The 23,920-nt window shown below is 64.5% G+C and carries 22 protein-coding genes; 14 read left to right on the top strand and 8 right to left on the bottom strand.

Annotation, left to right across the window (positions count from 1 at the left end):
* Window positions 1-216: 216 nt before the first annotated feature.
* Window positions 217-396, top strand: coding sequence for a hypothetical protein (locus tag JMJ56_RS21690; RefSeq protein ID WP_202833865.1), 180 nt, complete (start codon window positions 217-219; stop codon window positions 394-396).
* 121 nt (window positions 397-517) lie between these two features.
* Here the strand turns inward: JMJ56_RS21690 and JMJ56_RS21685 are convergent, their stop codons facing one another.
* Entirely contained in the window at window positions 518-1,279 is a 762-nt protein-coding gene (locus JMJ56_RS21685) for a hypothetical protein (protein WP_202833864.1), read from the bottom strand.
* Window positions 1,280-1,755: 476 nt separating this feature from the next.
* Window positions 1,756-2,034, bottom strand: a complete 279-nt coding sequence (locus JMJ56_RS21680; protein ID WP_202833863.1) for a GNAT family N-acetyltransferase — start codon at window positions 2,032-2,034, stop codon at window positions 1,756-1,758.
* A 1,166-nt stretch (window positions 2,035-3,200) separates the two neighbouring features.
* Here JMJ56_RS21680 and JMJ56_RS21675 point away from each other — a divergent pair.
* Window positions 3,201-4,673 (top strand): hypothetical protein, encoded by a 1,473-nt coding sequence (locus JMJ56_RS21675; RefSeq protein WP_202833862.1) that lies wholly within the window; start codon window positions 3,201-3,203, stop codon window positions 4,671-4,673.
* Window positions 4,674-4,784: 111 nt separating this feature from the next.
* On the opposite strand, the gene JMJ56_RS21670 is transcribed toward JMJ56_RS21675, so the two are convergent.
* Window positions 4,785-5,018, bottom strand: a complete 234-nt coding sequence (locus JMJ56_RS21670) for a hypothetical protein (protein WP_202833861.1) — start codon at window positions 5,016-5,018, stop codon at window positions 4,785-4,787.
* 52 nt (window positions 5,019-5,070) lie between these two features.
* Window positions 5,071-5,517: a DUF2934 domain-containing protein gene (locus JMJ56_RS34040; RefSeq protein WP_328702446.1), complete on the bottom strand. Its 447-nt coding sequence runs from the start codon at window positions 5,515-5,517 to the stop codon at window positions 5,071-5,073.
* Window positions 5,518-6,598: 1,081 nt separating this feature from the next.
* Here JMJ56_RS34040 and JMJ56_RS21660 point away from each other — a divergent pair.
* Window positions 6,599-8,158 (top strand): PAS domain-containing protein, encoded by a 1,560-nt coding sequence (locus JMJ56_RS21660; RefSeq protein WP_202833860.1) that lies wholly within the window; start codon window positions 6,599-6,601, stop codon window positions 8,156-8,158.
* Between the two features lie 282 nt (window positions 8,159-8,440).
* Here JMJ56_RS21660 and JMJ56_RS35565 read toward each other — a convergent pair whose 3' ends face one another.
* The 3 genes from JMJ56_RS35565 to JMJ56_RS21650 all read right to left on the bottom strand — a co-directional run bounded on the left by JMJ56_RS35565 (window position 8,441) and on the right by JMJ56_RS21650 (window position 13,792).
* A complete protein-coding gene (locus JMJ56_RS35565; RefSeq protein ID WP_407927935.1) occupies window positions 8,441-8,665 on the bottom strand; it encodes a DUF6894 family protein in 225 nt (74 codons plus the stop codon).
* A gap of 1,764 nt (window positions 8,666-10,429) precedes the next feature.
* Complete coding sequence (locus tag JMJ56_RS21655; RefSeq protein ID WP_202833859.1) at window positions 10,430-10,879, bottom strand: MgtC/SapB family protein; 450 nt, start codon at window positions 10,877-10,879, stop codon at window positions 10,430-10,432.
* A gap of 561 nt (window positions 10,880-11,440) precedes the next feature.
* On the bottom strand, window positions 11,441-13,792 hold the full coding sequence (locus JMJ56_RS21650; RefSeq protein ID WP_236038202.1) for a hybrid sensor histidine kinase/response regulator: 2,352 nt from the start codon (window positions 13,790-13,792) through the stop codon (window positions 11,441-11,443).
* Window positions 13,793-14,211: 419 nt separating this feature from the next.
* Between JMJ56_RS21650 and JMJ56_RS21645 the strand changes: the two genes are divergently transcribed.
* On the top strand, window positions 14,212-14,598 hold the full coding sequence (locus tag JMJ56_RS21645) for a response regulator (protein ID WP_202833857.1): 387 nt from the start codon (window positions 14,212-14,214) through the stop codon (window positions 14,596-14,598).
* 337 nt (window positions 14,599-14,935) lie between these two features.
* Here the strand turns inward: JMJ56_RS21645 and JMJ56_RS21640 are convergent, their stop codons facing one another.
* Complete coding sequence (locus tag JMJ56_RS21640; protein WP_202833856.1) at window positions 14,936-15,490, bottom strand: cysteine dioxygenase family protein; 555 nt, start codon at window positions 15,488-15,490, stop codon at window positions 14,936-14,938.
* 225 nt (window positions 15,491-15,715) lie between these two features.
* On the opposite strand from JMJ56_RS21640, the gene JMJ56_RS21635 reads away from it, so the two are divergent.
* From JMJ56_RS21635 to JMJ56_RS21590, 10 genes are all read left to right on the top strand, one after another.
* Complete coding sequence (locus tag JMJ56_RS21635; protein ID WP_202833855.1) at window positions 15,716-15,928, top strand: methyltransferase family protein; 213 nt, start codon at window positions 15,716-15,718, stop codon at window positions 15,926-15,928.
* A gap of 564 nt (window positions 15,929-16,492) precedes the next feature.
* On the top strand, window positions 16,493-16,702 hold the full coding sequence (locus JMJ56_RS21630; protein WP_202833854.1) for a hypothetical protein: 210 nt from the start codon (window positions 16,493-16,495) through the stop codon (window positions 16,700-16,702).
* Window positions 16,699-17,073: a DUF4345 domain-containing protein gene (locus tag JMJ56_RS21625; protein WP_202833853.1), complete on the top strand. Its 375-nt coding sequence runs from the start codon at window positions 16,699-16,701 to the stop codon at window positions 17,071-17,073. The genes JMJ56_RS21630 and JMJ56_RS21625 overlap by 4 nt, the downstream gene beginning before the upstream one ends.
* The gene (locus JMJ56_RS21620; RefSeq protein WP_202833852.1) at window positions 17,070-18,704 is read left to right on the top strand and encodes a hypothetical protein; all 1,635 of its coding nucleotides are present in this window, start codon (window positions 17,070-17,072) and stop codon (window positions 18,702-18,704) included. Before JMJ56_RS21625 ends, JMJ56_RS21620 begins: the two co-directional genes overlap by 4 nt.
* A 507-nt stretch (window positions 18,705-19,211) precedes the next feature.
* On the top strand, window positions 19,212-19,364 hold the full coding sequence (locus tag JMJ56_RS21615; RefSeq protein WP_202833851.1) for a hypothetical protein: 153 nt from the start codon (window positions 19,212-19,214) through the stop codon (window positions 19,362-19,364).
* 25 nt (window positions 19,365-19,389) lie between these two features.
* Window positions 19,390-20,616: an urea ABC transporter substrate-binding protein gene (locus tag JMJ56_RS21610; protein ID WP_202833850.1), complete on the top strand. Its 1,227-nt coding sequence runs from the start codon at window positions 19,390-19,392 to the stop codon at window positions 20,614-20,616.
* Between the two features lie 2 nt (window positions 20,617-20,618).
* Window positions 20,619-21,485, top strand: a complete 867-nt coding sequence (locus JMJ56_RS21605; RefSeq protein WP_202833849.1) for an ABC transporter permease subunit — start codon at window positions 20,619-20,621, stop codon at window positions 21,483-21,485.
* Entirely contained in the window at window positions 21,485-22,483 is a 999-nt protein-coding gene (locus tag JMJ56_RS21600) for a branched-chain amino acid ABC transporter permease (protein ID WP_202833848.1), read from the top strand. Before JMJ56_RS21605 ends, JMJ56_RS21600 begins: the two co-directional genes overlap by 1 nt.
* Window positions 22,480-23,217 carry an ABC transporter ATP-binding protein gene (locus JMJ56_RS21595; protein WP_202833847.1) on the top strand — a complete coding sequence of 246 codons (738 nt, stop codon included), beginning with the start codon at window positions 22,480-22,482 and terminating at the stop codon, window positions 23,215-23,217. Before JMJ56_RS21600 ends, JMJ56_RS21595 begins: the two co-directional genes overlap by 4 nt.
* Window positions 23,214-23,915 carry an ABC transporter ATP-binding protein gene (locus tag JMJ56_RS21590; protein ID WP_202833846.1) on the top strand — a complete coding sequence of 234 codons (702 nt, stop codon included), beginning with the start codon at window positions 23,214-23,216 and terminating at the stop codon, window positions 23,913-23,915. The genes JMJ56_RS21595 and JMJ56_RS21590 overlap by 4 nt, the downstream gene beginning before the upstream one ends.
* The last annotated feature ends 5 nt before the right edge of the window (window positions 23,916-23,920 follow it).

The following is a 23,920-nucleotide window of genomic DNA, read 5'->3' as shown; positions in this document are numbered from 1 at the left end:
CTATCCTGGCAGCGCTCGGTCGCTACGGCGGAGTTCGGCGGATCGGGCTTGTAACACCTTACATGCCCGTCGATGACGAGCAGGCCCGCCGCTTCTGCGATGACTGCGGCTTCGAGGTCGTGCGGGTTAAGGGGCTGCGGTGCGGTGGCCCAGTGCTGATCGCGCACCTCGGAAGCTACACTGCGGGACGCGATCGCCGAGGTAGACGGTCCGAACGTGGACGCCATTGTGCAGGTTGGCACCAATCTGCCGATGGCACGGGTGGCAGGCATAGCCGAGTTCTGGCTGGGTAAACCGGTTGCCGCCCTTAACACGGCCACCTACTGGCACGCGCTGCGGCAGTGTGGCATCGACGACAAAGTGCAGGGTTTCGGACGACTCCTGGCCGAGTTCTGAGATGGCCGGGCCGAGAATAGCACCGCGGGGCCGAGTGGCATGACCGCTGACATCGGAGCGCCCCGGCGGCGACAACCGTGGTGACGGACTATGGAGGACGCCTGCCCCTAAAAGACAGCATTCACACCGGCACGACGTGCCGCACCCAGACGTTCGGCTCGATGTAGACGGCGTGGTTCTGTTCGAGCGAGACATGCACGGGCACGAGGGCGTTCGGCACGACGACAGTGCCGGTGGCAGTGAACTGCAATCCGGTCCAGCGCTGCCAGTCGGTGATCGTCCCTGGGACCACCATGCTGGTCGGCGCAACCTTTACAATTTGGCCTCCCGCGCGAACATGCACCCGTAGCCAGGGGTCGGCGGGCAGCCCATCGGCGCCCGTGCGGCCTGTGTACTCCTCCATGGGCACGAATGGCTCCAAGTGCTTCATCGTGGGGCGCACGGGCGCGAAGATGTGGCCCAGGCCGAGTTCGGCGGCCCGCTGCCGCATGGCGTCGAGAACCATACGCGAGGCGCCCCTACCCCGGTGCGAGGGCAGCAGGGTGATCTCCAACGCGCTGAGCGCATTCGGCGCCCGACCAAGGGCGCGGTCGGCATGCGCCCATCTGACCACGCCATCCCAGCCCGCATCCGGCAGGTTCTCGCGGCCAGGAATTCCGAAGGCGAAGGGCACGGCAAAGGCCCGTCCCACCGCCACTTCGGGCCGGGCGGGATCAACCACGGCAAAGGCGGTGTCGAGGCAGGCGTCGAGGTGCGGCCGAGCGAAGAACAAGTCGGCAGCGGGGTCCTCTTGCATGAAGGCGGGCCAGAGCGCCATGAACACCTCCGAGAACACCTGCGCTCGCAGGTCGGGGCGGCCACGCAGCGGCACGAGTTCGAGCATCCAGCCCTCCTGCGGGGATGGTCGCGGTTCCCCTCGGGACCATACTAGGCAGCGCGAAGGCGCATTCGGTAACCATATCTGTTGATCCAGGGGGAGCGCAGCCAACGCTGCTATAGGAACGATGGTAGTGTCCCAAGCCCGTCAGCGGCGCTCGCCCATGATCTGCTTTCCCTCAGCGACCAGCAGGGTCGATCAGCGGTCGCCGCTCTCGATCGTCACTTCAAAGCAGTTCGGCGAGGTCAATGACCGGGCGCTGCGGCCCAGTGGAAACAGCGCTACAAGCACCGTCTCACCATGCAGGCCAGCTTTGCGATCCCGGGCGGGCTGCTGGGGAGCGCGCCTGGATCACGACCTCCGACCGGCGCCGGCTGCTCGGTGGTCGCGTCCTCGTGGCCAACTAGGCCCCTCCCTAGGCAATGTCGGTGCTGGCAAGATAGTGCGACATCCACATGCTCCACCTTGGTGCTGTCGCGCCGTCAGTCTTCAGCGACAAGGCTCCGGTACCCCGGGTGCTGTTGGATGAACCGTGCCACAAACTCGCATTGCGGGACCACTGTCGCGCCCTCAGTTCGAAGGACATCCAGCACACCGCCGACCAGTTTGGACCCGACGCCCTGCCCGGACATCTCCTTGGGCACCTCTGTGTGGATCAGCACGACCCGTTTGCCGATCCGCCGGTACTCAACGAAGGCGATGGCATCGCCGCTGCCGATTTCGAACCTGCCCAGACCGGGATTGTCTCTCACGACCAGCATCGCCGCTTACGCCTCCAACCGTGCCCTAACCGCCCCGCTGCGCGCGCTCTCCGGGCACAACGTCCCAATCCCCGGCTGGTGCCCTGCTGGCTCAGGCTTCGGTGGAGAACCTGATTAACCACTCCGATGACATCGCCTCAGCAGGCGATTGCTAGCTCAGTGGCACCCGCGGATACGGACGCAGCTTCATCCCAAACTACTCCGGGAGTATCGGCCCGGAGGAGATGGAGCACCGAGGCATTCCGCACCGCGGCATACGTGGCCACGCGATCCACGGAGAGGAAGCTCCACCCGCTGGGCTAATCTGTCCGCCGCATGTCGGGCGAACCGTAACTTTGCCTGACACACATCCCTCCCCTGCCCCACGGCTGACTTGGTACGCGGCCTGCACGCAGACCCATGGCACCGCCCCATGCCGCCGAACTTGGGGTTTGCAGCGAGCGACGTGATGGGAACGCGGGGTGAGGCGGAGCCCGCGACGCCTTGCCCCGCGAGGGCCTTGGCCCGGTTCCCCTCATGTCTGCTCGTGCCGGGTGGAACCGCGCCCTCCGCGGTTCCACCCCGGTAAGTCCACCACCTCCCTCACCCCGTCATTCAGCTATGTGGCGCGTCACCAATGGGATATGGCGTGCAATTCGCGGCACATGGCTTGGCCGCGAAATCCGCTCCATTGGGGCCGCAGGCCCCAGGTCAGGTGGTGCATGGATGCGGTACCGCTCAGCAACAAATGGACATGGAGGTCGGGTCGCGCTCGGCCGTGTCCGGGCTCTGCCCGGCTCCAGCCTACGCCCGACCCATGCCTGACCTCGCGGCCAACAGGCACCTGCGGCGCCCTCGCTTCTCCGCGCGCCTGCGCTGCGCTCCGTCGCGCATCGGCGCGTGCCCGGTCGGTCAGGCGGCTTCGCTGCATCTGAATGGTCGATTTCTCATCCACTAAGCAGGTATGATGCAGGTGTGGCCGCGAAGCGGACGCGCATCTGCGCAGCCGGTCGGATAAATAGGTCACGAGCTATTCTTATATAGACATGCGCCGGACGCGTTATCCGGCGCCCATTCATTTCAGCAGATCGAAACCCGCGCTGCTTGTGCAGCGGGCCTATTGGAGAGATGACGTGATTCGAGTTGAGGTATACGGCGGTTCGCCGGGATGCGGGAAGACCAATGAGTTGCTGGTCGAGATGACCAGCGTGCCGGGCCGCTATGTATTCGCGCTGCCGACGACGGAGTTGATCGGCGAGAAGCTGCTCGACCTCTTCCGGGAGGCAGCGAAATCCGGCACCGATCCGGTGATCCGGCCCATCCACAGCCGGGCCGAGGGCAGGCGCTCACTCGGTGTCACCCGCGAGATCACCGATGCCATAGATGAGTACTCACCACTGCCGCACGTCATCCTCGTCATCACGCACGAGGCTCTGATGCAGACCGACTTCACTTGCGCCGAGGGCGGGCAGTGGCATATGCGGATCGACGAGGTTCCCTCGGCGGCCGTCGCAGGTGAGTTTCGTATCCCAAGCTCTGCGCGGTTCTTCGAGGCATCATACGCACTCTCGCCGACCGAGGAGGCAGGTTGGCATCGCGTGTCTCTGGCCGGCAACGCCCCAACGATGGCCGACGTGATGGCGGATGATCTGGTCAAGAATTTGGCAGCCTTCCACAAGAGGTCCAAGTCTCCACAGGGCGTGTTCGTGGATGTGGCGGATTGGCGCGATGCCCGGGATCGCGGTCGGACAGTGCGTTGGTGGTCAGCGTGGACCCCTGCCGAGTTGGCACCCTTCGCTACGTCGGTCATCGCAGCATCGGGTTTCTTTCACAGCATCACCTGCCTTGCGACCCGGAAGTGGTTTGGCGACAAGGTGGAGTTCGTGCAGCGGGATTTCGGCGCCACCGCGCTCCGCACGAAGCCGAAAGTTCGCATCCGCTACTTCACACACGGCCACCGCGGCTCGACCGAGTGGTGGTTCCCTAAAGCTTCTAAGAAGCACTCGAATGGCAAGCGTTGCCTCGCCGCGGTCTGCCGTCACCTCGAAGGTGTGAGTGACCTCGGCTATTGGAGCGGCAACGCAGAAGTCGTCAACTATTTCGAGGAACGCCTACCCGGCGAGCAGGTGCGGCCCAAGGTCGCGGGCTCCAATCAGTATCGGCACCTGACCTCGTGTGCCTTCATCTACAGCAGCAAGGCGGGTCCCGAGGACGCAATCCTACTCGGCGTATTCGGGCTGACGCGGGACGAGGTGGAACGTGCCCGCGAGCAGGAGGACATCTGGCAGTTTGTGATGCGCGGCGCGATCCGCATGGCCGAGTTCGATGGCACCTACACGGTCTACCTCTATGATCTCTGGCAGGCTGAGGTGCTGGCGCGGATGCTCGGCGAAGCTGGTATCTCTGCTGATGTTACGCTGGAACCTGTGGATGAGGCCGGCATCCTCGATGTGCACCGCCCGAAGCCGGGACCAATGCCGGGCGCCAAGGCCGCTGTAGCGGGTATGGCATTCGAGCAGCAGGAGGAAGAGCGCCGCGCGGCCGATCGACTGCGGAAGCAGCGCCAGCGCGAAAAGGATCGGGCCGCGAAAGCTGCCGAGGGAACACTGCGCGCCCGTGGCCGCCCAAAGAAGTCGGGCGAGCCGGAGGTGCGGCTATGACGGCTATCATTATTCAAAGCGGCTGCTGATGCGAAAGTTGGTCGATGGTGGGGATGAGTAGGAGTATTCGTCGCTAACCTTTTTGTTTGGTCTCAGCGGGTGGCCCGAGGATCAGGCAGGCTCCTCTCCATCCACCAGGGTCCCGATCAGCCGCAGCAACTCCTGATGCTCGGGGCCATGCCCGCCCCGGGCAAGGAAGGCGCCGATGCTGATATCGCTGCTTCTCCCACCGGACGGCAGGTTAGGCTCGTGCCTGACGAACAGCCCATCCGAGCCGGGGTCACGGATCAGCGACCAGCGGTCGCCATTCGTGCTGCGGTAAAGCTCCCTGGCTTTTAGGGACATGGTTGCTCCCCAGCGTCCCCGATCAGACCATAGCCGTTGGGCTGTGCTGCCATCAGGCCGCCCTCGCCTCCTCGCGGTAGGCTCGTTCCCAGAACTCCAGGGCACGTCCCTCTGGGCACCCCTCGCGTTCCCACAGGAAGTAGGCACGTTCCCGCAGGTAGTGCTCAGGATCATGCTCCCTGGCCAGCGGGGCGCCTTGTTGTATGTCCTGGGGAGTGCCGGGCAGGTACGACGATCCCCTCCCAGTTTCAGCCGCCATACGGTCATCGCTGCTGGCTGCCTGCAAAGCCTTGCTGACCGCTTCCTTGGCTGCCCTCAGCAGAGCGGAGATGCGCTCTGCGACCGGCTCTGGGTCCTGCGGCACATCGCACCGACCGCGGTAGATGATCTGGTGGCCAGAGCCGCGGCGCCGATGGAACTCGACGGTGAGGGCTATCGAGCCATCGGCGACCACCAAGCTGCGGTAGAGGGCAGCCCCATAGTCGTCCAGGGGCGCCACCCAAGTGAACCAATCGGGAGGCTCCTCGGACGAAGGGCGCCCAATCTCCCACCAGATAGGATCGGGAGGTGTCGCAGCCTGGAGCGGGGGTAAGGACAAGGCCAGACCTCCGGTTTGTTTGTAATCTAACCTTAACGTCAAACTGCCAAGAATGGGATGCCTGCATCCCCCCTCAGCCCTTCTCGACCAATCACGCCTCCGTGGCGGAGCATGGCCGGAGCGCTTGGCCATCACTCGGCAGGCAGCAAGGCCTGCGGCCAAGGATTTACTCTTGAGACACTTTCCTGTGCGAGTTGGCTGCCACCGCTCGCGCCACCCATATCACTGGGGTGCCTGCCCGGGGAGCAATCCGCGATGGCCACAAATGCCGCCGCCACATGGAGTAAGAAGCGGTGCTGAGCGAGGAAGCTTTTGATTTCAAGAGGTGCTTCGGCGTGCCTGCGGAGCATGCTCTCCGACGATCCGATCTCCCATTGGGAGCCCGAGGGCTGCTGGCTCCCAGGCGATGGGAGCATGAGGAATACGACGGGGACGGCAATCTGGTCGCCGTCTACGAGAGTTGGGCGCGCAATGGCGACAGCCTCGGCTTTGTAAAGTACTCGCCCTTCGGCTGGGTGCTCAGCATCTCCGGCCAGTCGCCGCGCTTTCCACCTCCCAAGCCGCGCCCCCAACTGGGGAAAGCAGCGTAGCTTAATCGGGATTGCCCTGGCCGCCTCACTACCGCCGCGGGTGGCGGGTAGGGATACCCAGCCCCGCCCTGCGGCTCGTCCTCTGTCACTGCTCGGCCGGAAACGGGAAGGTTTGATGAACCGACGATCATTTCTGTGCAGCCATAGCTAACGCTCGGCGTTGGCCAGTGGTCCTGGGAAGCGGGATGTGGAATCGGGTTAGAATGGTGAATAGGGAGCAAGGCGGGGTTTCAGGGCAGCCATCAAGCGAGGTGCCGCCAGCAGAGAGTAGTCACGGAGTGCCAGCAGCCGGCAGGCACGAAGTTGCTTCTGGTGGCCCGGTAGGCGGCCCCGGATTGTGCAGTTGGCAAGAGGCCACGGTTGCTCGCCCTGGCCTGGACGACCGCGGCGGTGTGTTCTTTGCCGCCGTCGAAATGACACGCATGCCTATGGTCATGACGGACCCATGCCTGCCAGACAACCCAGTCGTCTTCGCCAATGCTGCCTTTCTCGACCTCACAGGCTATGTGCGCGAAGACATCCTGGGGCGCAACTGCCGTTTCCTCCAAGGCGCGCTCACCAGCCAGGACACGGTAAGCCAAATTCGGACCGCCCTGGCTGAGCGGCGCCCGATCGCAGTCGAGATACTGAACTACAAACGGGACGGCACCCCCTTCTGGAACGCCCTGTTTATCGGCCCGGTCTTTGGCCCAGATGGCGAACTCCTGCACTTCTTCGCGTCGCAGTTCGATGCCACGCCACGTCATGACGTGGAGGATGCGCTGCGGCAGGCGCAGAAGATGGAGGCGATCGCGCAGTTGGCGGCCGGGCTGGCGCACGACTTCAACAACACCCTTCAGGTCGTGCTTGGCAATCTCAAGCGCGCTGAGACACGCCTGCCGAATGAACCTGAAGCATTGAAGCCGCTGGAGCGCGCACGGCAGGCCGCCCGACATGCGGCGACACTCACCCAACAACTCCTGACTTTCGCCCGAAGAACACGGCTCGAAGCGCGTCCGGTTATCCTCAACACGGTGCTGTCAGAGATCGGTGAGGTGCTGTCGCGTACCCTCGGCGACGGACTGGAGCTACGCTATGACCTCGACCCACGTCTCCCGCCATGTGCCGTCGATCCAGCCCAAGTGAAGGTGGCCTTGCTGAACCTGCTGGCGAATGCGCGTGACGCCATGCCGAGTGGCGGTCGCGCGACCATACGAACTGGGACAGTGATGCTGGACGAAGCCGCCGTCCTTGCCGGGAGCGATGGAGTGAAACCCGGCCGCTATGTCGTGCTGAGCGTCGAGGATGAGGGGCCAGGAATGCCGCCAGAGGTTCTGGCGCGCTCCACCGAGCCGTTCTTCAGCACCAAGACTGGCAAGCGTGGCCTTGGCCTCGCAACCGTTCATGGTTTTGTTCGCCAGTCGCGCGGGCGGCTGGACATCGCCAGCATGCCCGGCCGTGGAGCCAGGGTGTGCATGCTTTTTCCCCTGGCGCTGAATGACACGTCGGACGCACCGCAGCCCTTCAACGACAGTGAAGCGTTACCTGACCACAGTCCGGACGGCACCGCCACAATCCTTGCCGTGGACGACGACGCGGGTGTGCTTGAACTCGCGGTGCATCAACTGACAACCCTTGGCTACCGGGTACTGTCGGCGCGGAGCGGGGAGGAAGCCCTGGAGGTACTGGGGCGAGCAGGCAGGCAGGTGGACCTGCTGTTCACTGACATCTCCATGCCGGGCGGCATGAACGGCCTTGTGCTAGCCGAGCAAGCGCGAGCGCTGTGCCCCGACCTCCGAATTCTCCTTGCGACCGGCTACAGCGATGACCTTGTGGTGCAGCAAAGGCCGGCACGGGCCGCCGCAGTGCTCGGCAAGCCATACAGCCACACTGACCTTGCAGACCGTGTGCGCGCCGCCCTGAAAAACCGCAGCGGTCGGCGTTCCGACCCGGGGCCGGCACAGGGGGCCTGAGTTAGACCAGCCCCTCCACTTCACCTGCTCAGCAAGCATTTGGTGCGCCCCGGCCCGAGAGCGAGCTATCCCCGTGGCCGGCAGGCAGACCGTTGCTACGGTCCATGATGAACGGGCACAGCGACCGGCTGCCGACCGAGCGCAACTGGAATTGTGCTATCCTTTAGTCGTGACCGGGTTTTGGTCAATCCCGCAGTCGCAGCTTCCATGGTCTTACGGCCTTTCGCTATCAGCGCTTCCAGTCGTCGATCCCCGGATCACCTTTCGGCGCTGGCCTACTGGTCACTCCTCAGAAAGCGAAATCGTCGCCAGCATCCGCCCTGCATCGTCCCAAAGTTCCGACCGCTGGCCGTCTAGCATCTTGCCTGCCCGGACCTTCGTTGTGAGAAGACTGCGTGCGGCAGCCAGAGCCTCCGCCCGAACGGCTTCGAAGCTGCAAAGCTCACACCTGCACGGTTCTTCAATCGGTCGATCACCATCGTGCGGCTTGATGATGTATCCTGCCATATCCAGAAAAGAGTCCGTCTACCGAAAGTTCGATACGACGCTACGCGAACGGCCGCACGGAAACTGCGTTCCCGCGGGGTTGATTTGGCCCAAACCGGTCGAGGACGGATTGCCAACAAACTATCTGCGCCGAGGTTCGCCATCCGAAGCAAGGATGGCATCATCATCTCGGATGGATCAGCCCCACCACTTTGCAAACGACAGGCCCTACTTCACAGAAAACTTGTCACGGTTCTGCCAGCGTCTTCCAAACTGGACGAGCAGCGCTTGGCCAACTGCCCAGGCATCTTTGCCACAGTGATAAAGGCGCGTGGAACCTTGGCAGGGTTCTGCTTGCCCCTCCTCGTAGATCAGCCAAACCCAGGGCGTCGGTGGACGGGCTTCGCGCTGCGCTTTAACAAAATACCGCCGCGGCGCAGGGCTCCCAAGCAGTGGATCAGTCTGCGATTTATTCATGAGGTATCCGGGGGGGGTTACTGGCTCCTTTGGCCGCATCGCGTAACTGGCTATAAAGTTGCTCCTTGGGATCGCGGGACCGGCTTTTCTCCTATAGCCTCTCATGATCGCACAGCCCCGAATTTGCGGATCGGACGGCACCGCTTTGTCGTAATCCAGCCAGCAAAGCCGGCCCTGCCGTCGAGGATTGTGCGCCGCCATTCCTTAGCCCGCGTACTGTCAGGCCGCACCGTATCCGCCTGCCGAGACCCGAGCGCGGCAGACCACGAGGCTGACGCCAACTCCCACCAAACTGCATGAGTCTACGCCAGCGGCTCAGCCATGGCCGCTAGGTGGTGCCAAGACGCCTCATAAGCGGGAGGGAGCAAACCGGCCCCGGCCAAAAGGTCCCTCGCCCGCTCAACCCCTTCCAGCGCTCGCATCTACTTAACCACCTTATGGTTGCGGTTCTGGTAAAAAGCGTGGCTGGAAGGATGATTAGAAACGTAGGGTCGGGCGCACAGCCCTACCGGCCTCAGAGCGGCATTGCTGGCATGCTGTGGTCCAGCACCAAAGCCAAGGCAGCAGCTAGTAGAATTACAGCAATCCCAACGAGTAATCGGTCCAGTGCGGTCATGATTGCCACTCCTGACCAGATCATCGCAGAACCGAGGATTTTAATGCGATGCCGTTACGGTGAGTGTCTGCACCGTGATCCCAGTGCCAAGACATCCCTGTTTTGAACTCCGCGAAATCTCTTGATTCAGCGCGCGGTCGGTAGCCATGGCTTGGGCGAACACAAGGGGGGTTTTCCCATCAGTCGGAACGATCCAACTTAAATGCGTTTTCTTCTTCGTCCGCGACAGGCGGAACACTGGCAGAAGCACCCATGACGCCGCCCCTTCCTGCGCCTGAGGTCTGCGTTCGACCGGGCGAGGTCATCGAGCGCCCGTTGCAGTTAGCAAGCGCCCCATGAAGGGTCTCGACGATCAGTGAGATCATCCCCGCCGACAGCGGTGAACAGCGCCAGTCCGACAATATCCGCCTAGTGTTGCGCAGCTAGGCTGTCTATTGCCGGCAGATAGAAGTTGGCGGTCAGAGCCGTCGAGAACACGGTGGCAAATAGCCCCGCGGCATGGTCGAACAGGGCAGCGGAGAGCAGGACGCCCATGAAGGCCAGCAGGTAGAAGTAGCCTTGTGGCAGGATAGGGTCGGCCGACCGGCGCAGCAGGAAGACGGCCGCAACGATGGCGACAGTTGTGGCGTAGCGCGCCCATGTCGGCCAGCGTCGCGTATGTGAGATTGCGGCGTATGTGTGATTTGTTGCAATCAGCCCGGTGGCTTGGGCTTAAACCGCTTCATTACGTACAGGGTTAGTACCGCGAAAAGGCATATGACTGCGGCAACATCGTAGGCGGCGAGCCCCACCGAAACTCCCATGGCACCCGTAGCCCAAAGGCTAGCAGCCGTTGCCGTGCCATGCACCTCGCCATGGTCCTTCAGAATGGCGCCACCGCCGATGAAACCCATACCGGTGATCACACCCTCGACGATCCTCGCCATGGCCTCAGGCTCCCCTCTGGTGATTCCCTCTGTGGCTTGGATGAAGCCACAAGCGGCAATCGCCACTAAGGGAAAGGTCCGCACCCCAGCGCTACGATCTTCTTGCTCACGGTTCCAGCCGATCAGGAAAGCCATCGCATAAGCGATAGAGAGATCACGGATATGCGGCAGGAAGGCCAATTGCCGGATGTTGGGGAGAAGATCGAATGGGTCCATGCCTGGAGTGTATCGGAAGGAATTTGGTAAAATTAGTTTTGTCAGCGATTTGAACTCAATGGACAGGGTTTTGCAGGCCGGCAAGGTAAAACCAGCGTTTTCACATCCTGAAGTCGGATGGAGAGGCAGCGGAAATGGGCTAGATAGCGCACCGCTCAGCCTCAGGCAGAATTGTTGGCGCAGTGTCGCTACCTCGCTTGCGGTCCGGTGATGCAGCAGGAAGTGCTATCAAGAGTCCATTGACTGGCCATATTGTCATTGACGCCTATGCGGAAGCTGCCGACCCGGCCGGAAGGGTAAGAAGCACCAAGCAGGTTCACGGGTTCGACAGTTTCGGTGGAGAGCAAGGACGACCTGGGATGTCGGCTGAGCGCTGGCTAAAGTGCGCCGAGCTAAGAGGTGACGCCTCTAGAGTTCAGGGCGTGCCCCACGCTTTCATTGCGTGGCGCGGGAGCGCAACTCGGCCAGCAACACTTCGCGCGCTCGCCAGGGCGGTGAGAGCAGGTGCGACGAAACTGCGGCATAGTGGCCAGCGCCTTCTCGCCGCCTCTCTCCGAACGCCTACGCTGGAGCTAATGCGGGGTGTTGATCGTGGCTTCTGGCCAAAGAAGCGGTAACAGCGGACATGATCTCACCGCGGCTATAAGGCTTCCTTACGATAATCATTTCAGTAGGTAGTAGCCTATTGCTCAGATCGCCAGCATGACCTGTGGTCAAAATCACCGGAAGCTTCTGAAAGCGCATACGGGCGACCGCCGCAAAGTCCAAGCCATCCATGCTGCCCGGCATGGAAAGGTCGGTGAGGATCAGGTCTGCCGCGACACCGCTCCCCAACAAGGCAAGTGCGGCATCGGCATCAGCGGCCGCGACGACGCGGTAGCGCAGGTCCCGCAGCGTCTCCACCAATGCCGTACGAACCAGGGGGTCGTCCTCTACGACCAGCACCGTCTCGCTCGATCCGGCTTCGGTGTCTGCGGTGGCGAAGGATGGCTCAGGGGTGAGCCGCACAGGCCGGGTGGTCCTGGGCAGCAGGATGGCGACCTGCGTGCCCTTACCCGGCGCGCTCTCGATGACGGCGGTGCCGCCTGACTGGTGGGAGAAACCGTGTATCTGCGCGAGACCAAGGCCGGTGCCTTTGCCCGGCCCTTTGGTGGTGAAGAACGGCTCAAAGGCCCTACGGCGTACGTCCTCCGGCATGCCAGGGCCGTCATCGCTGACTGCGATCCGGACATAATCCCCGTCCTGCGGCCATCCCCCGGGGGTAGCCTCGATCCGCTCAGGGTGCAACGAGATGACGATGTTTCCCGCAGCCCCGCCGATCGCATCCCGGGCGTTGATGACAAGATTGAGCAACGCGGATTCCAACTGGCTCACATCTGCGAGGCAAAGCCCGATGCCCCCCTCCGGCACGTCCGTGTGCAGCATGATCCGCTCACCTACCGCTCTGGCCAGGAGGTCGCGCATCCCGGTAATCACATCAGCCGGATCGAGAGGACGTGGATCGAGGCGCTGGCGGCGGGCAATGGAAAGTAGCTGGGAGGTCAGTCCGGCGGCCTTCGCTCCGGCCTCAAGGGCGTTGCCCGCAAGACGCGCCACATCGAACTGCTCTTCGCCAACCCGACGGCGGATTAGTTCGAGGTTGCCGGTCATGGCTTGCAGCATGTTGTTGAAGTCATGCGCAATGCCCCCCGTGAGTTGGCCGATAGCCTCCATCTTCTGCGCTTGGGCAAGCTGTGCCCGCGTGATCTCCAAGGCTTCTGCGACTTCGCGCTGCTGGGTGATGTCGCGCGTCACTTTAGCGAAGCCGATGAGCACCCCGTTCTCCCAGATGGCATCGACCACCACACTGGCCCAGAAGCGGCTCCCATCCTTCCGAAGGCGCCATCCCTCGCTGTCGTACCGTCCCTCCTTTGTGGCGATCTGCAATGCGCGCTCGGCCGCGCCTGTGGCGCTGTCCTCCTCGGTGTAGAAGCGCGAGACGTGCTGGCCAATGATCTCCAAAGCCGAGTAGCCCTTGATGCGCTCAGCACCGGGGTTCCAAGTGGTCACTATTCCATTCGGGTTTAGCATGTAGATGGCGTAATCGGCGACGCCCTCCACCAGCAACCGAAAGCTCCGCTCGCTTTCGGCCAGCGCCGTCTCGGCCCGCTTACGCGCCGTGACATCGACAAGCGCCGTGATGAGGTGGGTTGGCATCCCGTCGGGTGCGCGTTCCAGGCGTGATGAGACTAGGACATCGAGCACCGCGCCATCACGCCGGATGAGACGGCGAGGTGTATCCCGAAACTCCGCTGCGGCGGAGAACACCGCGGGAAGTGCCGCCCGCGTTGCCACGCCGCCATCCTCCTGAAACTCATCAACCAACCGGCCGATCACCTCCATCCGAGAGTACCCAAGCAGGTCGAGCCAGCGATCCGACACCTCGACGATCCGCCCTTCGGCATCGAGGATGTGCAACGGCACGGGTGCGCCGACGAAGTTTGCGCGGTGACGCGCCTCGCTCTCACGCAGAGCCTTGTTGGAAGCCTGCATCAAGCTCGGTGATGGCAAGGCGAGCGCCCTCGGCATCAGCGGCCAGAGCGCCATCGCGGTCACTACAGAGACCAGGGCGGTAGCTGCTTTGATGACACCTTCCGCACCGTAGGCTGGTACCCAGAGCGTCAGAAGATCAAGCCAATGACCGGCGCCGCAAAGAAAGATGAAGGCGGCAAACATCCACAAGACCGGTTTGAACACGAGATCGCGGCGACGCTGTGCGAACCACAGCAATGCCCAAGGAATGGAGAAGTAGGCGAGCCCGATGGCGATATTGGACAGCGCGTGCGTCCAGATCAGCCAGGGTTCCCAAAGCAGGCAGAAGCCGTGCGGCGTCAAGCCGGCAGGGTCGAACATCCAGCGGACAAGTTCAGACAAACGGCTCTGCCCTAACCCAATCACGGATGGGGAACACCAACAGCCCGTTGGAAGCGGACTTACAGGAGTTCCTATAATCCGGAACTCGGGTGCATTGGGCCGTGCAGCGCTCAAGGGCAGCAACCTGTTCGACCAAGGCCACAAGTCCTGCGGCATCACTGCCGCCATACTCGATCGTGATCTCGGCTGTTCGGTGGGCGCCCATGCGGAGCCGCCACAGGAGGGAGTTGCGGGCATCTTTCAACATGGCTCTCTCCTCGCAAGGGGTTGTGGTTTTGCAGGGATACACAACCTTAGATTGCATAACTCACGATCGCGTGCAACGGCTTTGCGCGAGAATGTTGGTTGCGAATCTATGTCGTTTTATAAGCTAGAGGTTGTGTACAATCCTACGCTGAGCCGGACAGGAGAGTGCAGCGATGCCCTTGCGGGTGCTCCTAGCTGAGGACGAGGCGCTGGTTGCCATGGCGCTCGCGGATTGGCTCGAGGCCGAGGGCCATCTGATTGTGCTGGCCGCCGATGGAATGGAAGCCCTGTCGGCCTTCCGAGAGGATGACAACTTCGACGTGCTCGTAACCGATCTTCGTATGCCACGCCTTGGGGGCGAGGCACTGATCCGGGCCCTTTGGGCCGAGCGGCCCTGGCTTCCGGTTCTTGTGGTGACTGGCTCAGCCCCTCCTGGCGGGGCCAAGGCACTGCGCCACGAAATAGGGCGTGGCGGCTCTCTCGCCTTGCTGCACAAGCCGATTGATTTTTCTGCTTTGGCGGACGCGTTACGTTGCCTAACGACCTCCGCGCCTGTGTAGGAGCCTTGAAGTGGCTGGGCAGCGTAGGTCGCGGTAGTGCTTCGGAAACCGCCATGAGCCAGAAGGAGCACTTACTCAGCGATTTGAGGGCTATTGCGCCTTTCCCGCGGAGCGGTGCTGGCGCTTCTGCCCAGGCTCAATGCCCTTTAGGTAACAACTTCAGTGGCGATGCCGCTCTTCCGCCCAGGTCCGCGCGTTAGAGAGCACGAAGGCGGAATACTCGCTTGGTCGCCCTCTCCCCTGCCCTGCTCTGCCGTACGCCACGATCCCTACGCACCTTCCACATCGCTTTCAATCGCCCGCTCCGTGTTGCACCGGGTTCACTGGACGCCATAGCTTAGTGTCCCGCGTTGAAGGCCACGTTGGCTTCCTCGAAGAGACGCATGTTTTTGGCCACGTCGTAACGCTCCTCCCGCAGTGTCTCGGGGTCCCATTCACTGCGTTCGATGCTGAAGAAGTCCCCGCCATAGACATGGATGGCCCCAGTCAGGCGGGGAATGGGATTGGTTACGGAGTGGATGATGTCCCGGCCCAGAACAGTGCAGTCTCCCGTGCGTAAGGCCTTCGCGCCTGCCGCCTCGATCTTGCGGTCCTCTACTCGGCGCCAGAAGATGTTGTCCTCGCAGCCCGTGTATATACCGATCACCGCCCAGATGCGATGATCGTGCGGCATCAGGGTCATCTTCGGTCCCCAAACGATGTTGAGGATCGTCAAGTCCGGGGCATGGTAGAGCTTGTGCACGCCTGCACGGCGGGGTTCGCCAAGACCGGCCAGGACGCTGCCGGGGTCTGATACAGCGCGCGCCACCACCTCGCGGACAGCGCGGTGTCCACCATGGTCCTGAACAAGCGCTGTGCGGCAGTCAGCCGCGAACTGGTCAAGGTCAAACATTGGCCTGCCCTCCCGCGCGAGCGCTAAAATTTGGCGAAGATCAGCGCCCCGGCTGGCAGCTAGCCTAAACCTCTCTGAGCCTCCGCAGCATGCGGGAACTACACCCGGAACGGTACACGCAATCGTTGTGCCGCCAGGGACGAGTACCTTGGCTTATCGAGGGACGAGGCTAATTACGGAAGGTCTCCCCCGTGTGAGCCTGCTCTGCCGCTGGGAGAAGATGCCATGCTGGCCAACAAAGCATCGTTGAGCCGCGTGATGGAACTGGCACACGCATTCTCGGGATCAAAGGCGTCGTTTGCCGCAGTTGAATTGAGGGTCTTCGCCGCTCTCGCTAAGGCCGGGCCGCAGGACGGTGAAGCTCTGCGCGCCGTCTCGGCATTCACCCCCAGGCTGCGCGCGACTTCTTCGACGCTTTGGTCGCACTCGGGCTTTTGAAGCGCCGTGAGGATGGCTGGTATGCCAACACGCCCGAAGGCGACCTCCACCTCGACAGGCGCCGGGAGACCTACCTGGGTGGCGTGATCGGACTGCCGGACCGGCGGAGCTAAACCCTTTGGGCTCACTGGCCGAGCCTATCCGAACCATCGTGCTTGGTCAGCGCATCCCGTTTCATTCGCGCGAGGGCGCCGCGCTGGCGACGCTCTGGTGGCATCGGGAAGACGACTGCGTATGCCTCAATCTGCTCCGACTGCCATGTGGAGCGCGACTTTGCTCAGCGCCCACCGCGGTGGTGACTAGTGACTACTAATCCCTGAGAACGACAGTGGCGACGTGACGCGCGGAAACCCGGGAAATGCTTATTGCTCTTCCGGTAAAACTCCGCTCGCCCGCCGTTGACAGGCCGGAGCGGAAGCTCCCACCTTACTCCCACCATCCCAGCCGGGGCCGAGGAAAGTAAGCGGAATCAAAGATGCGCCGGTTTTTTTGCTGCGAATCCAACCGCCGGAGCCATCCTTCCCCTCCCTTGCCGAGCCTCCCCGCCCGCCCTATCGGTGGCGAATGGACACGCCCCGCATTGGCCATAACGGCGGCCCGCCGCTCGATCCCGAGGAAAGCTGGCGCGGCTATGTCTGGCGCCGCGCGCACAAGCGCGCCTGGAAGACGCCGCCGCGGGAGATCGCGCTCCGACGGCTCGCCCGGGCCGAGGAGCCGGGGATGAGCTACAAGGACTACACGCTGGAGATCCTGGAACGCGGGCGCTACCTGTGACCGAAAGGCTGTGGTTTCGGCTCGCCGTGGCAGTGGGCGGGCTGGTGCCGGTGCTGGCCGGGCTCGGTGGGATGCTGGCGGGGCCGGCGATGTTTGGGGCCGAGTCCGGCCTGGATGAGGACAGCCACCTGCGCTACCTCTCCGGCCTGTTGCTTGGCATTGGCCTCGGCTTCTGGAGCACGCTCGGCGAACCGGCCCAGCATGCGGGGCGGTTCCGGCTGCTGACCGCGATCGTCGTCCTGGGCGGGCTCGGGCGGCTCTACGGGCTGATGGTGGGTGGCCTGCCCGGGACGCCGATGCTGGTGGCGCTCGGCATGGAGTTGGTGGTGACGCCGCTGCTCTGCCTCTGGCAGGCCAGGCTTGGGCGATGAGGCCGGCGCTCGCCGTCGGCCTTGCGGCGCTGCTCGCGGTCGGGTTCTTCTTCCGCCACCAGATCGGCGATGGCTTCACCTTGCTGCTGGGCGACCGCCATGATGCGGTGATCGAGCTTTCAATCCTTGAGCACTGGGTCAGCGTGCTGGCCGGACGCTCGGCCTGGGATCGGACGGACTACTTCTTCCCGGTGCCGGGAACGCTCGGCTACAATGACGGCTATCTTGTCTTCGGTCTGCTGCAGGCCGGGTTCCGGGCGATGGGGGCCGACCTCTTCCTCGGCGGCGAGCTGGTCAACATGACGATGCGGCTGGTCGGTTTCCTCGGCACCTATGCGCTGGGGCGGCGGGCGATCGGGCTGCGCTGGGGCTGGGCGCTGCTGGGTGCGGCGATCTTCACCATCAGCAACAACCTCTATATCCGCGGCAGCCATGCGCAGATCTTCAGCGTCGGACTGGTGCCGGTTCTGGCACTGCTGCTGCACGGGTCGGTGGTGGCGCTGCTGGAGGGGCGGCGGGGGGCGCTGCTGGGCTGGGGGGCAGGCTTCGCTCTCGGCGTCGCCGCCTGCCTGATGACGGGCTTCTACATGGCCTGGTATTTCGCCTGGTGCGGCGGGGTGATGCTGCTGGCCTGGCTGGCGGTCGCGGGGCGGCCGGCGCGGCGGCGGCTTCTCGCTGCGATGAAGGCGCAGGCATGGCCGCTGGCGGCGATCGGCGTGCTGGCCGTGGTTGCGGAGATTCCGTTCCTGTCGCTCTACCTGCCGAAGGCGGCGGAGACGGGAATGCATCCTTGGGCGGACGTGCTGAGGCACGTTCCCTCCCCACTCGACATCATCCATGTCGGCGAGGCGAATTACCTCTGGGGGTGGCTGGTGCGGGCGTTGAACGGCGCCTTCCGGCCCGGCTTCCCCTTCTGGTCGGAACTGATGACGGGGATGCCGCCGCTGCTGCTGCTGACCTTCGCCGCGGCGCTGCTCTGGCTGTGGCGCGGCGGGGGCGAGGCGCCGCCGGGACGGGTCGCGCTGCTGCGGGCGTTGGCCATCGCCGTGCTGGTGACCTGGGCGCTCACCTTGCAAGTCGGCGGCGTGACCGGATGGTCCCTGGTCTATCGCGTCGTGCCCGGGGCGAAGGCGGCACGCGTGGTGGCGCGCTACCAGCTCTTCCTCACCCTGCCGGTCGTGCTGCTGGCGATGGCGGTGCTCTCGGCCGAGGCACGGCGGCTGCCGCGGCTGGCGGTCGGCCTGCTTTGCGTCCTTCTGCTGGCGGAGGAGGCGAACGGCTATGCGCCGCTCTTCCTCGACCGGCCGCTGGAGGCGGGGCGGCTGGCGGCGGTGCCGCCGGCGCCGGCGGAATGCCGCGCCTTCTATGTCTCGGCGGCGCGGCAGGAGAGCCGCTTCGGTGAGGAGGTTGCGAACCCCTACAACCACAATACCGAGGCGATGCTGGTGGCGGCCGTGCGGCATGTGCCGACGATCAACGGCATCTCCACCTTCAACCCACCCTTCTGGCCGGCGGCGATACCGGAGGATCCGCGCTACATCGAGCAGGTGCGGGCCTATGCGGCGCATTGGCAGATGACGGGACTCTGTGCGCTCGATCTGCAGCGCTTCACCTGGAGCGGGCCGGAGTAGCTTGCGCCGGGCGCCGCGCTTGTCCATCATCCCCGCGGGAGATACGACGCACCGGCTGACACCGTCCGCCTGACGCCGCAAGGCGCGGGCAGCACGAGGTTCGCGCCATGCCTGCTCGACACGAGGTTCCCGCGACGCCGGATGCGCTCACCTGGGGTGCGCTCGATGCGCCGCTGTTGCTGACCGTCGACTCCGGCGATGAGGTGACGATTGCCGCCATGCCGGCCGACGGCCTGGCCGCCTTCCCGCCCGATGCGGCGCTGGTGCCCCAAGCCTATGATGCCGCGGTTGAGGCGGTGCGGCAGGGGCCGGACACGCATTTGGTCAACCGCCCCATCTTCGTCCCCGGTGCCGAGCGCGGCGACGTGTTGCAGGTCGACATCCTCTCGGCCTGCCAGAGGAGTTCACCGCGCACGAGGCCATCCACCCGCGCATCGACCGCGCGGCACCTGCTGCCTGCCCGGGGGGCTGGAACTGCCGCTCGATCCCTTCCTCGGGGTCATCGACGTGGCGCCGCCGGAATGGGGCTGCTGCTCCACCGATGTCCCGGGCGCCTTCGGCGGCAACATGGACAACAAGGGGCTGAAGGCGGGCACCACGTTCTATCTGCCGGTCTGCAACGAAGGCGTGCACATGTTGCTCGCCAAGCATTACCTTTGACGCGGGATCGAGGAGAACCAGAAGCATGCAGCGCAGGACATTGATCGCAGCCGCCGGCGGACTCGCCGCGCCGCTCGTCTTCCGCCATGCCGCGCTCGGCGCCGACCCCATCAAGGTGGTCAGCATCCATGACGCCTCGGGCGGGCTCGACATCTACGGCAAGCCGATGATCGCCTGCGTCGACTTCGCGGCGGAGGAGATCAATGCGGCGGGTGGCCTGCTCGGGCGGCCGGTGCAGGTGATTAACTACGATCCGCAGTCGAACATCCAGCTCTACACGCAATTCGCCACTCAGGCGGCGACGCGCGACAAGGCGGCGGCGGTGCATGGCGGCATCACCTCCGCCTCGCGCGAGGCGATTCGTCCGGTGCTGAAGCGCTACAACACGCTCTACTTCTACAACACGCAGTATGAGGGCGGGGTTTGCGACCGCAACTGCTTTTGCACAGGCTCCACACCGGCGCAGAACGTGCAGCGGTTGGTACCCCACATCATGCAGAAATGGGGCAAGAAGGTCTACATCGTCGCGGCCGACTACAATTACGGCCAGATCACCAGCAAGTGGGTGACCAAATTCTTCCGCGAGGGAGGCGGGGATGCGGTGGCGGTCGACTTCTTTCCGCTCGACGTCACCAATTTCGGCCCGGCAATCCAGAAGATCCAGGCGGCGAAGCCGGACGTGGTGGTTTCCGCGCTCGTCGGCGGCGCCCATGTCTCCTTCTACCGGCAGTGGGCGGCGGCGGGTATGAAAAGCCGCATTCCCATGGCCTCCACCACCTTCGGCGGAGGGAACGAGAGCCTGCTGCTGTCGCCCGAGGAAGGCGACGGCATCGTTTGCGCCTTTTCCTATTTCCAGGAGGTCGACAGCCCGGTGAACCGGGCCTTCCTCGATAGGTTGAGGGCGAAGCTCGGCGCCAATACGCCTTATCTGGGCGGCGAACTCGCCATGCGGAGCTATGTCGGCATGCAGCTCTGGGCGGAGGGCGTGCGGAAGGCGGGCAGCATCGACCGGACGAAGGTGATCGAGGCACTGGGCTCGGGCATCAGCGTCGACGGGCCACCGGGAAGGACGACGCTCGATTCAAAGACCAACCATGTGACGCTCGACGTCTACGTGGCGGAGGTGAAGAACCGCGGATTCAACGTGCTGCAGCATTTCCCCAACTCGCCGCCTTCCGATACGCAATCGGTTTGCGATCTGCAGAAGGAGCCGAACGCCAACAGGCAGGTGGTAGTGGACGTCAGGATCTAGCGATGGACCTCGCCCTCGCCACCGGGATCCAGGCGCTGAGCGGCATCGCCACGCTGCTCCTCATCAGCCTCGGCCTCGCCATCGTCTTCGGCATGATGCGGGTGATCAACCTGGCGCATGGCGAATTCCTGATGCTCGGCGCCTACAGCGCCGTCCTTGCCGTGCAGGCAGGGGTCAATCTCTGGGTGGCGATGCTGGTGGTGGCGCCGCTCTGCGTCGGGCTGCTCGGCGTGCTGGTGGAGCGGCTGGTGATCCGGCGGCTTTACGGGCGCATGGTGGATACGATGCTGGCGACCTGGGGGTTGTCGCTTGGGCTGGTGGGCGCCGTCACCATGGTCTTCGGTAATACGGTGGCGGGGTTCTCGGCACCGCTCGGCAGCGTGCAGATCGGCGCCTACAGCACTTCGGGCTATGGGTTGTTCCTCATCGCAGCGACGGCGGTGCTGCTGGCCGCGGTCTGGGCGGTGCTGCGCTTCACGCAGGCGGGGCTGATCGCACGCGGGACGATGCAGAATGCCGGCATGGCGGCAGCGCTCGGGGTGCCGACGGAGCGGGTCTACGCGCTCTCATTCGCTGCCGGCGCAGCGGTGTCGGGGCTGGCGGGGGCCTTGATCGCGCCGATGTCGGGCGTGGTGCCGACCATGGGCACAGCATATATCGCGCGCAGTTTCATTACCGTCATCACCGGGGGCGCGGCGATGCTGGCGGGGACGAGCTCGGCAGCGGGGCTGCTCGGCAGCGTCAACACGCTTGGCACCTTCGCCACGACGCCGGTGCTGGGCGAGGTGCTGATGCTGGTCGTCGCCATCGTACTGCTGCGGCTGCTGCCGCAGGGCATCACCGGGCGCTTCTTCCGGCGGTCGCTGTGATGGAAGCCCCAGGGACGGAAAATCGCCGCGCCCTCCTGCAGGCTGTGCTGGCGCTGCTGGCGGCGGGCTTTGCTGCTTGGTGGCTGCCGCAGGTGCTGGAGCTATTCGCTGTCATCAATGCGACGGTCTATATCGCGATGGCGCTGTTGGCGCTTAGCCTCGCGCTGGTCTGGGGCTTCGGCGGCATCCTCTGCTTCGGGCAGGCGGCCTTCTTCGGCCTTGGCGGCTATGCCTATGCCGTCGCGGCGCTGAACCTTCCGGACACGACCTATGCGGTCCCGGTCGCGCTCGGCGTGCCGATGCTGGCGGCGGCGGCGCTCGGCTATGTGATGTTCTACGGCAAGGTCAGCGATGTCTATATGGGCGTCATCACCCTGACGGTGACGCTGATTCTTTTCAACTTCATCAACTCGACCGCGGGCGACGAGTGGCGGATCGGCGCGGCGCCGCTCGGCGGGTTCAACGGGATTCCGGCGACGCCGCCGCTGAATGTGCCAGGCGATCCGGGCACGGTGCTGGCGCCGGAGCAGGTTTTTGCCGTCGCCATCGGCTGCCTCGCCGGTTGCTATGCGATCTGCAAGCTGATCCTGCGCAGCCATTTTGGCCGGGTCGTTGTCGCCATCCGCGAGAACGAGTTGCGGGCGGCGCTGCTCGGCTACGATGTGCGGCTCTACAAGCTGGCGATCTTTGCCGTCGGTGGGTTGATGGCGGGCCTCGCCGGGATGCTTTTTGCCAACTGTGTCTTCGTCAGCCCGACCATGTTCTCGCTCGCCTATTCCGGGCAGGTGATCATCTGGGTGATGGTGGGTGGCGTGGGCACGCTGCTCGGGCCGATCGTCGGCGCGATGTTGTTGCAGGCACTGACGGCCTGGGCGGGGACGCTGCCGGGGGTCAATCCGAGCCTCATCCTCGGACTGGTGCTGGTGGTGGCGGTGCTTGCGATCCCGCGCGGGTTGCAGCCGACCCTGACCACGCTGCTGCGGAAGCGGGCACCATGACCGCGCTGCTGGCAACGGAGGGGCTGACGATGCGCTTCGGCGGCGTCGTCGCGGTCGACAATGTCAGCCTCATCGTCGAGGAGCGGGAACTGCGCTGCCTGATCGGGCCGAACGGGGCCGGCAAGAGCACGTTCTTCCGTTGCCTCACGGGACAGTACCGGCCGAGCGCCGGGCGCATCCTGTGGCGGGGGAAGGACACCACCGGGCTCGAGCCGCACGCGATCGCGCGCTTGGGCATCGGCATCAAGACGCAGGTGCCCTCGCTCTTCGATGGCCTCAGCGCCATCGAGGGCGTGACGCTGGCGGTGCGGCGGAAGCATGGGGAGCGGGAGGCGCGGCGGCGGGGGATGGTGGCGCTGGAACGGCTCGGCATCGGTGCGCTGGCGGGGGCACAGGTCGGGTTGCTGGCGCATGGGCAGCGGCAGCTCGTGGAGCTGGCGACGGTGGTGGCGCCGGAGCCGGACCTCATCATCCTGGACGAGCCGACGGCGGGGATGAGCGCCGAGGAGACGGCAGGCACGGCGGCGCTGATCCGCGAAATGAGCCGCGACCATGCCGTCGTCGTCGTCGAGCACGACATGCAGTTCATCCGGGCGATCGCCGGTGGTATCACCGTGTTCCATCAAGGGCGGGTTCTCGTCGAGGATTGCGCCGCCAAGGTGCTGTCCGACCCGCGCGTGCATGACGTCTATCTCGGCCGCCCGCCGGCGCCGCAGGTCGTGGTGCCGGCATGATGCAGGTCGAGGGCCTGGTCGCCGGCTATGGGCGCATCGGCGTGCTGCATGGAGCGTCGCTTGCCGTCGAGCCGGGGAGCTGCGTCGGCATCCTCGGGCATAACGGCATGGGGAAGACGACGCTGCTGCGCGCCATCACGGGGCTGCTGCCCTGCAAGGGCGGGCGCATCCTGCTCGATGGGCAGGAGATTCAGCGGCTGCCGCCACATGAGCGGGCTCGGCGCGGCCTCGGCTATGTGCCGCAGGGACGGCAGATCTTCCCGGCGCTGTCGGTGCTCGACAACCTGCGCTTCGCCGTCGCGGCCAAGGGCGGGCGGGATGGCCAAGTGGTCGAAGAGGTGCTGGAGGAATTCCCCGAATTGCGGCGGCTGCTCGACCGGCTGGGCGGGGCGCTCTCGGGTGGCGAGCAGCAATTGCTGGCGCTGGCGCGGGCGCTCTGCGGGCGGCCGCGGCTGCTGCTGCTCGACGAACCGACGGAGGGAATCCAGCCCTCGATCAACGCGGCCATTATCGAGCGCATCCATGCGCTGCGGCGGCGCGGGCTGTCCGTGCTGCTGGTCGAGCAGAATCTCGACTTCATCCAGGCCCTGGCGGACCGCATCCTACTGATCCAGCGCGGCCGCATCACGCGGGAGATCCCGCCGACTGCGCTCGGCGATCCTGCCCTGGTGCAGGAATTCGTGGGCACGAGCGCCTGACCCAA

It is taken from the genome of Belnapia arida (assembly GCF_016773205.1).
Classification (GTDB): Bacteria; Pseudomonadota; Alphaproteobacteria; order Acetobacterales; family Acetobacteraceae; genus Belnapia; species Belnapia arida.
The sequence above is the reverse complement of the archived record's forward strand: the minus strand, read 5'-3'. Positions and strand labels throughout refer to the sequence as shown.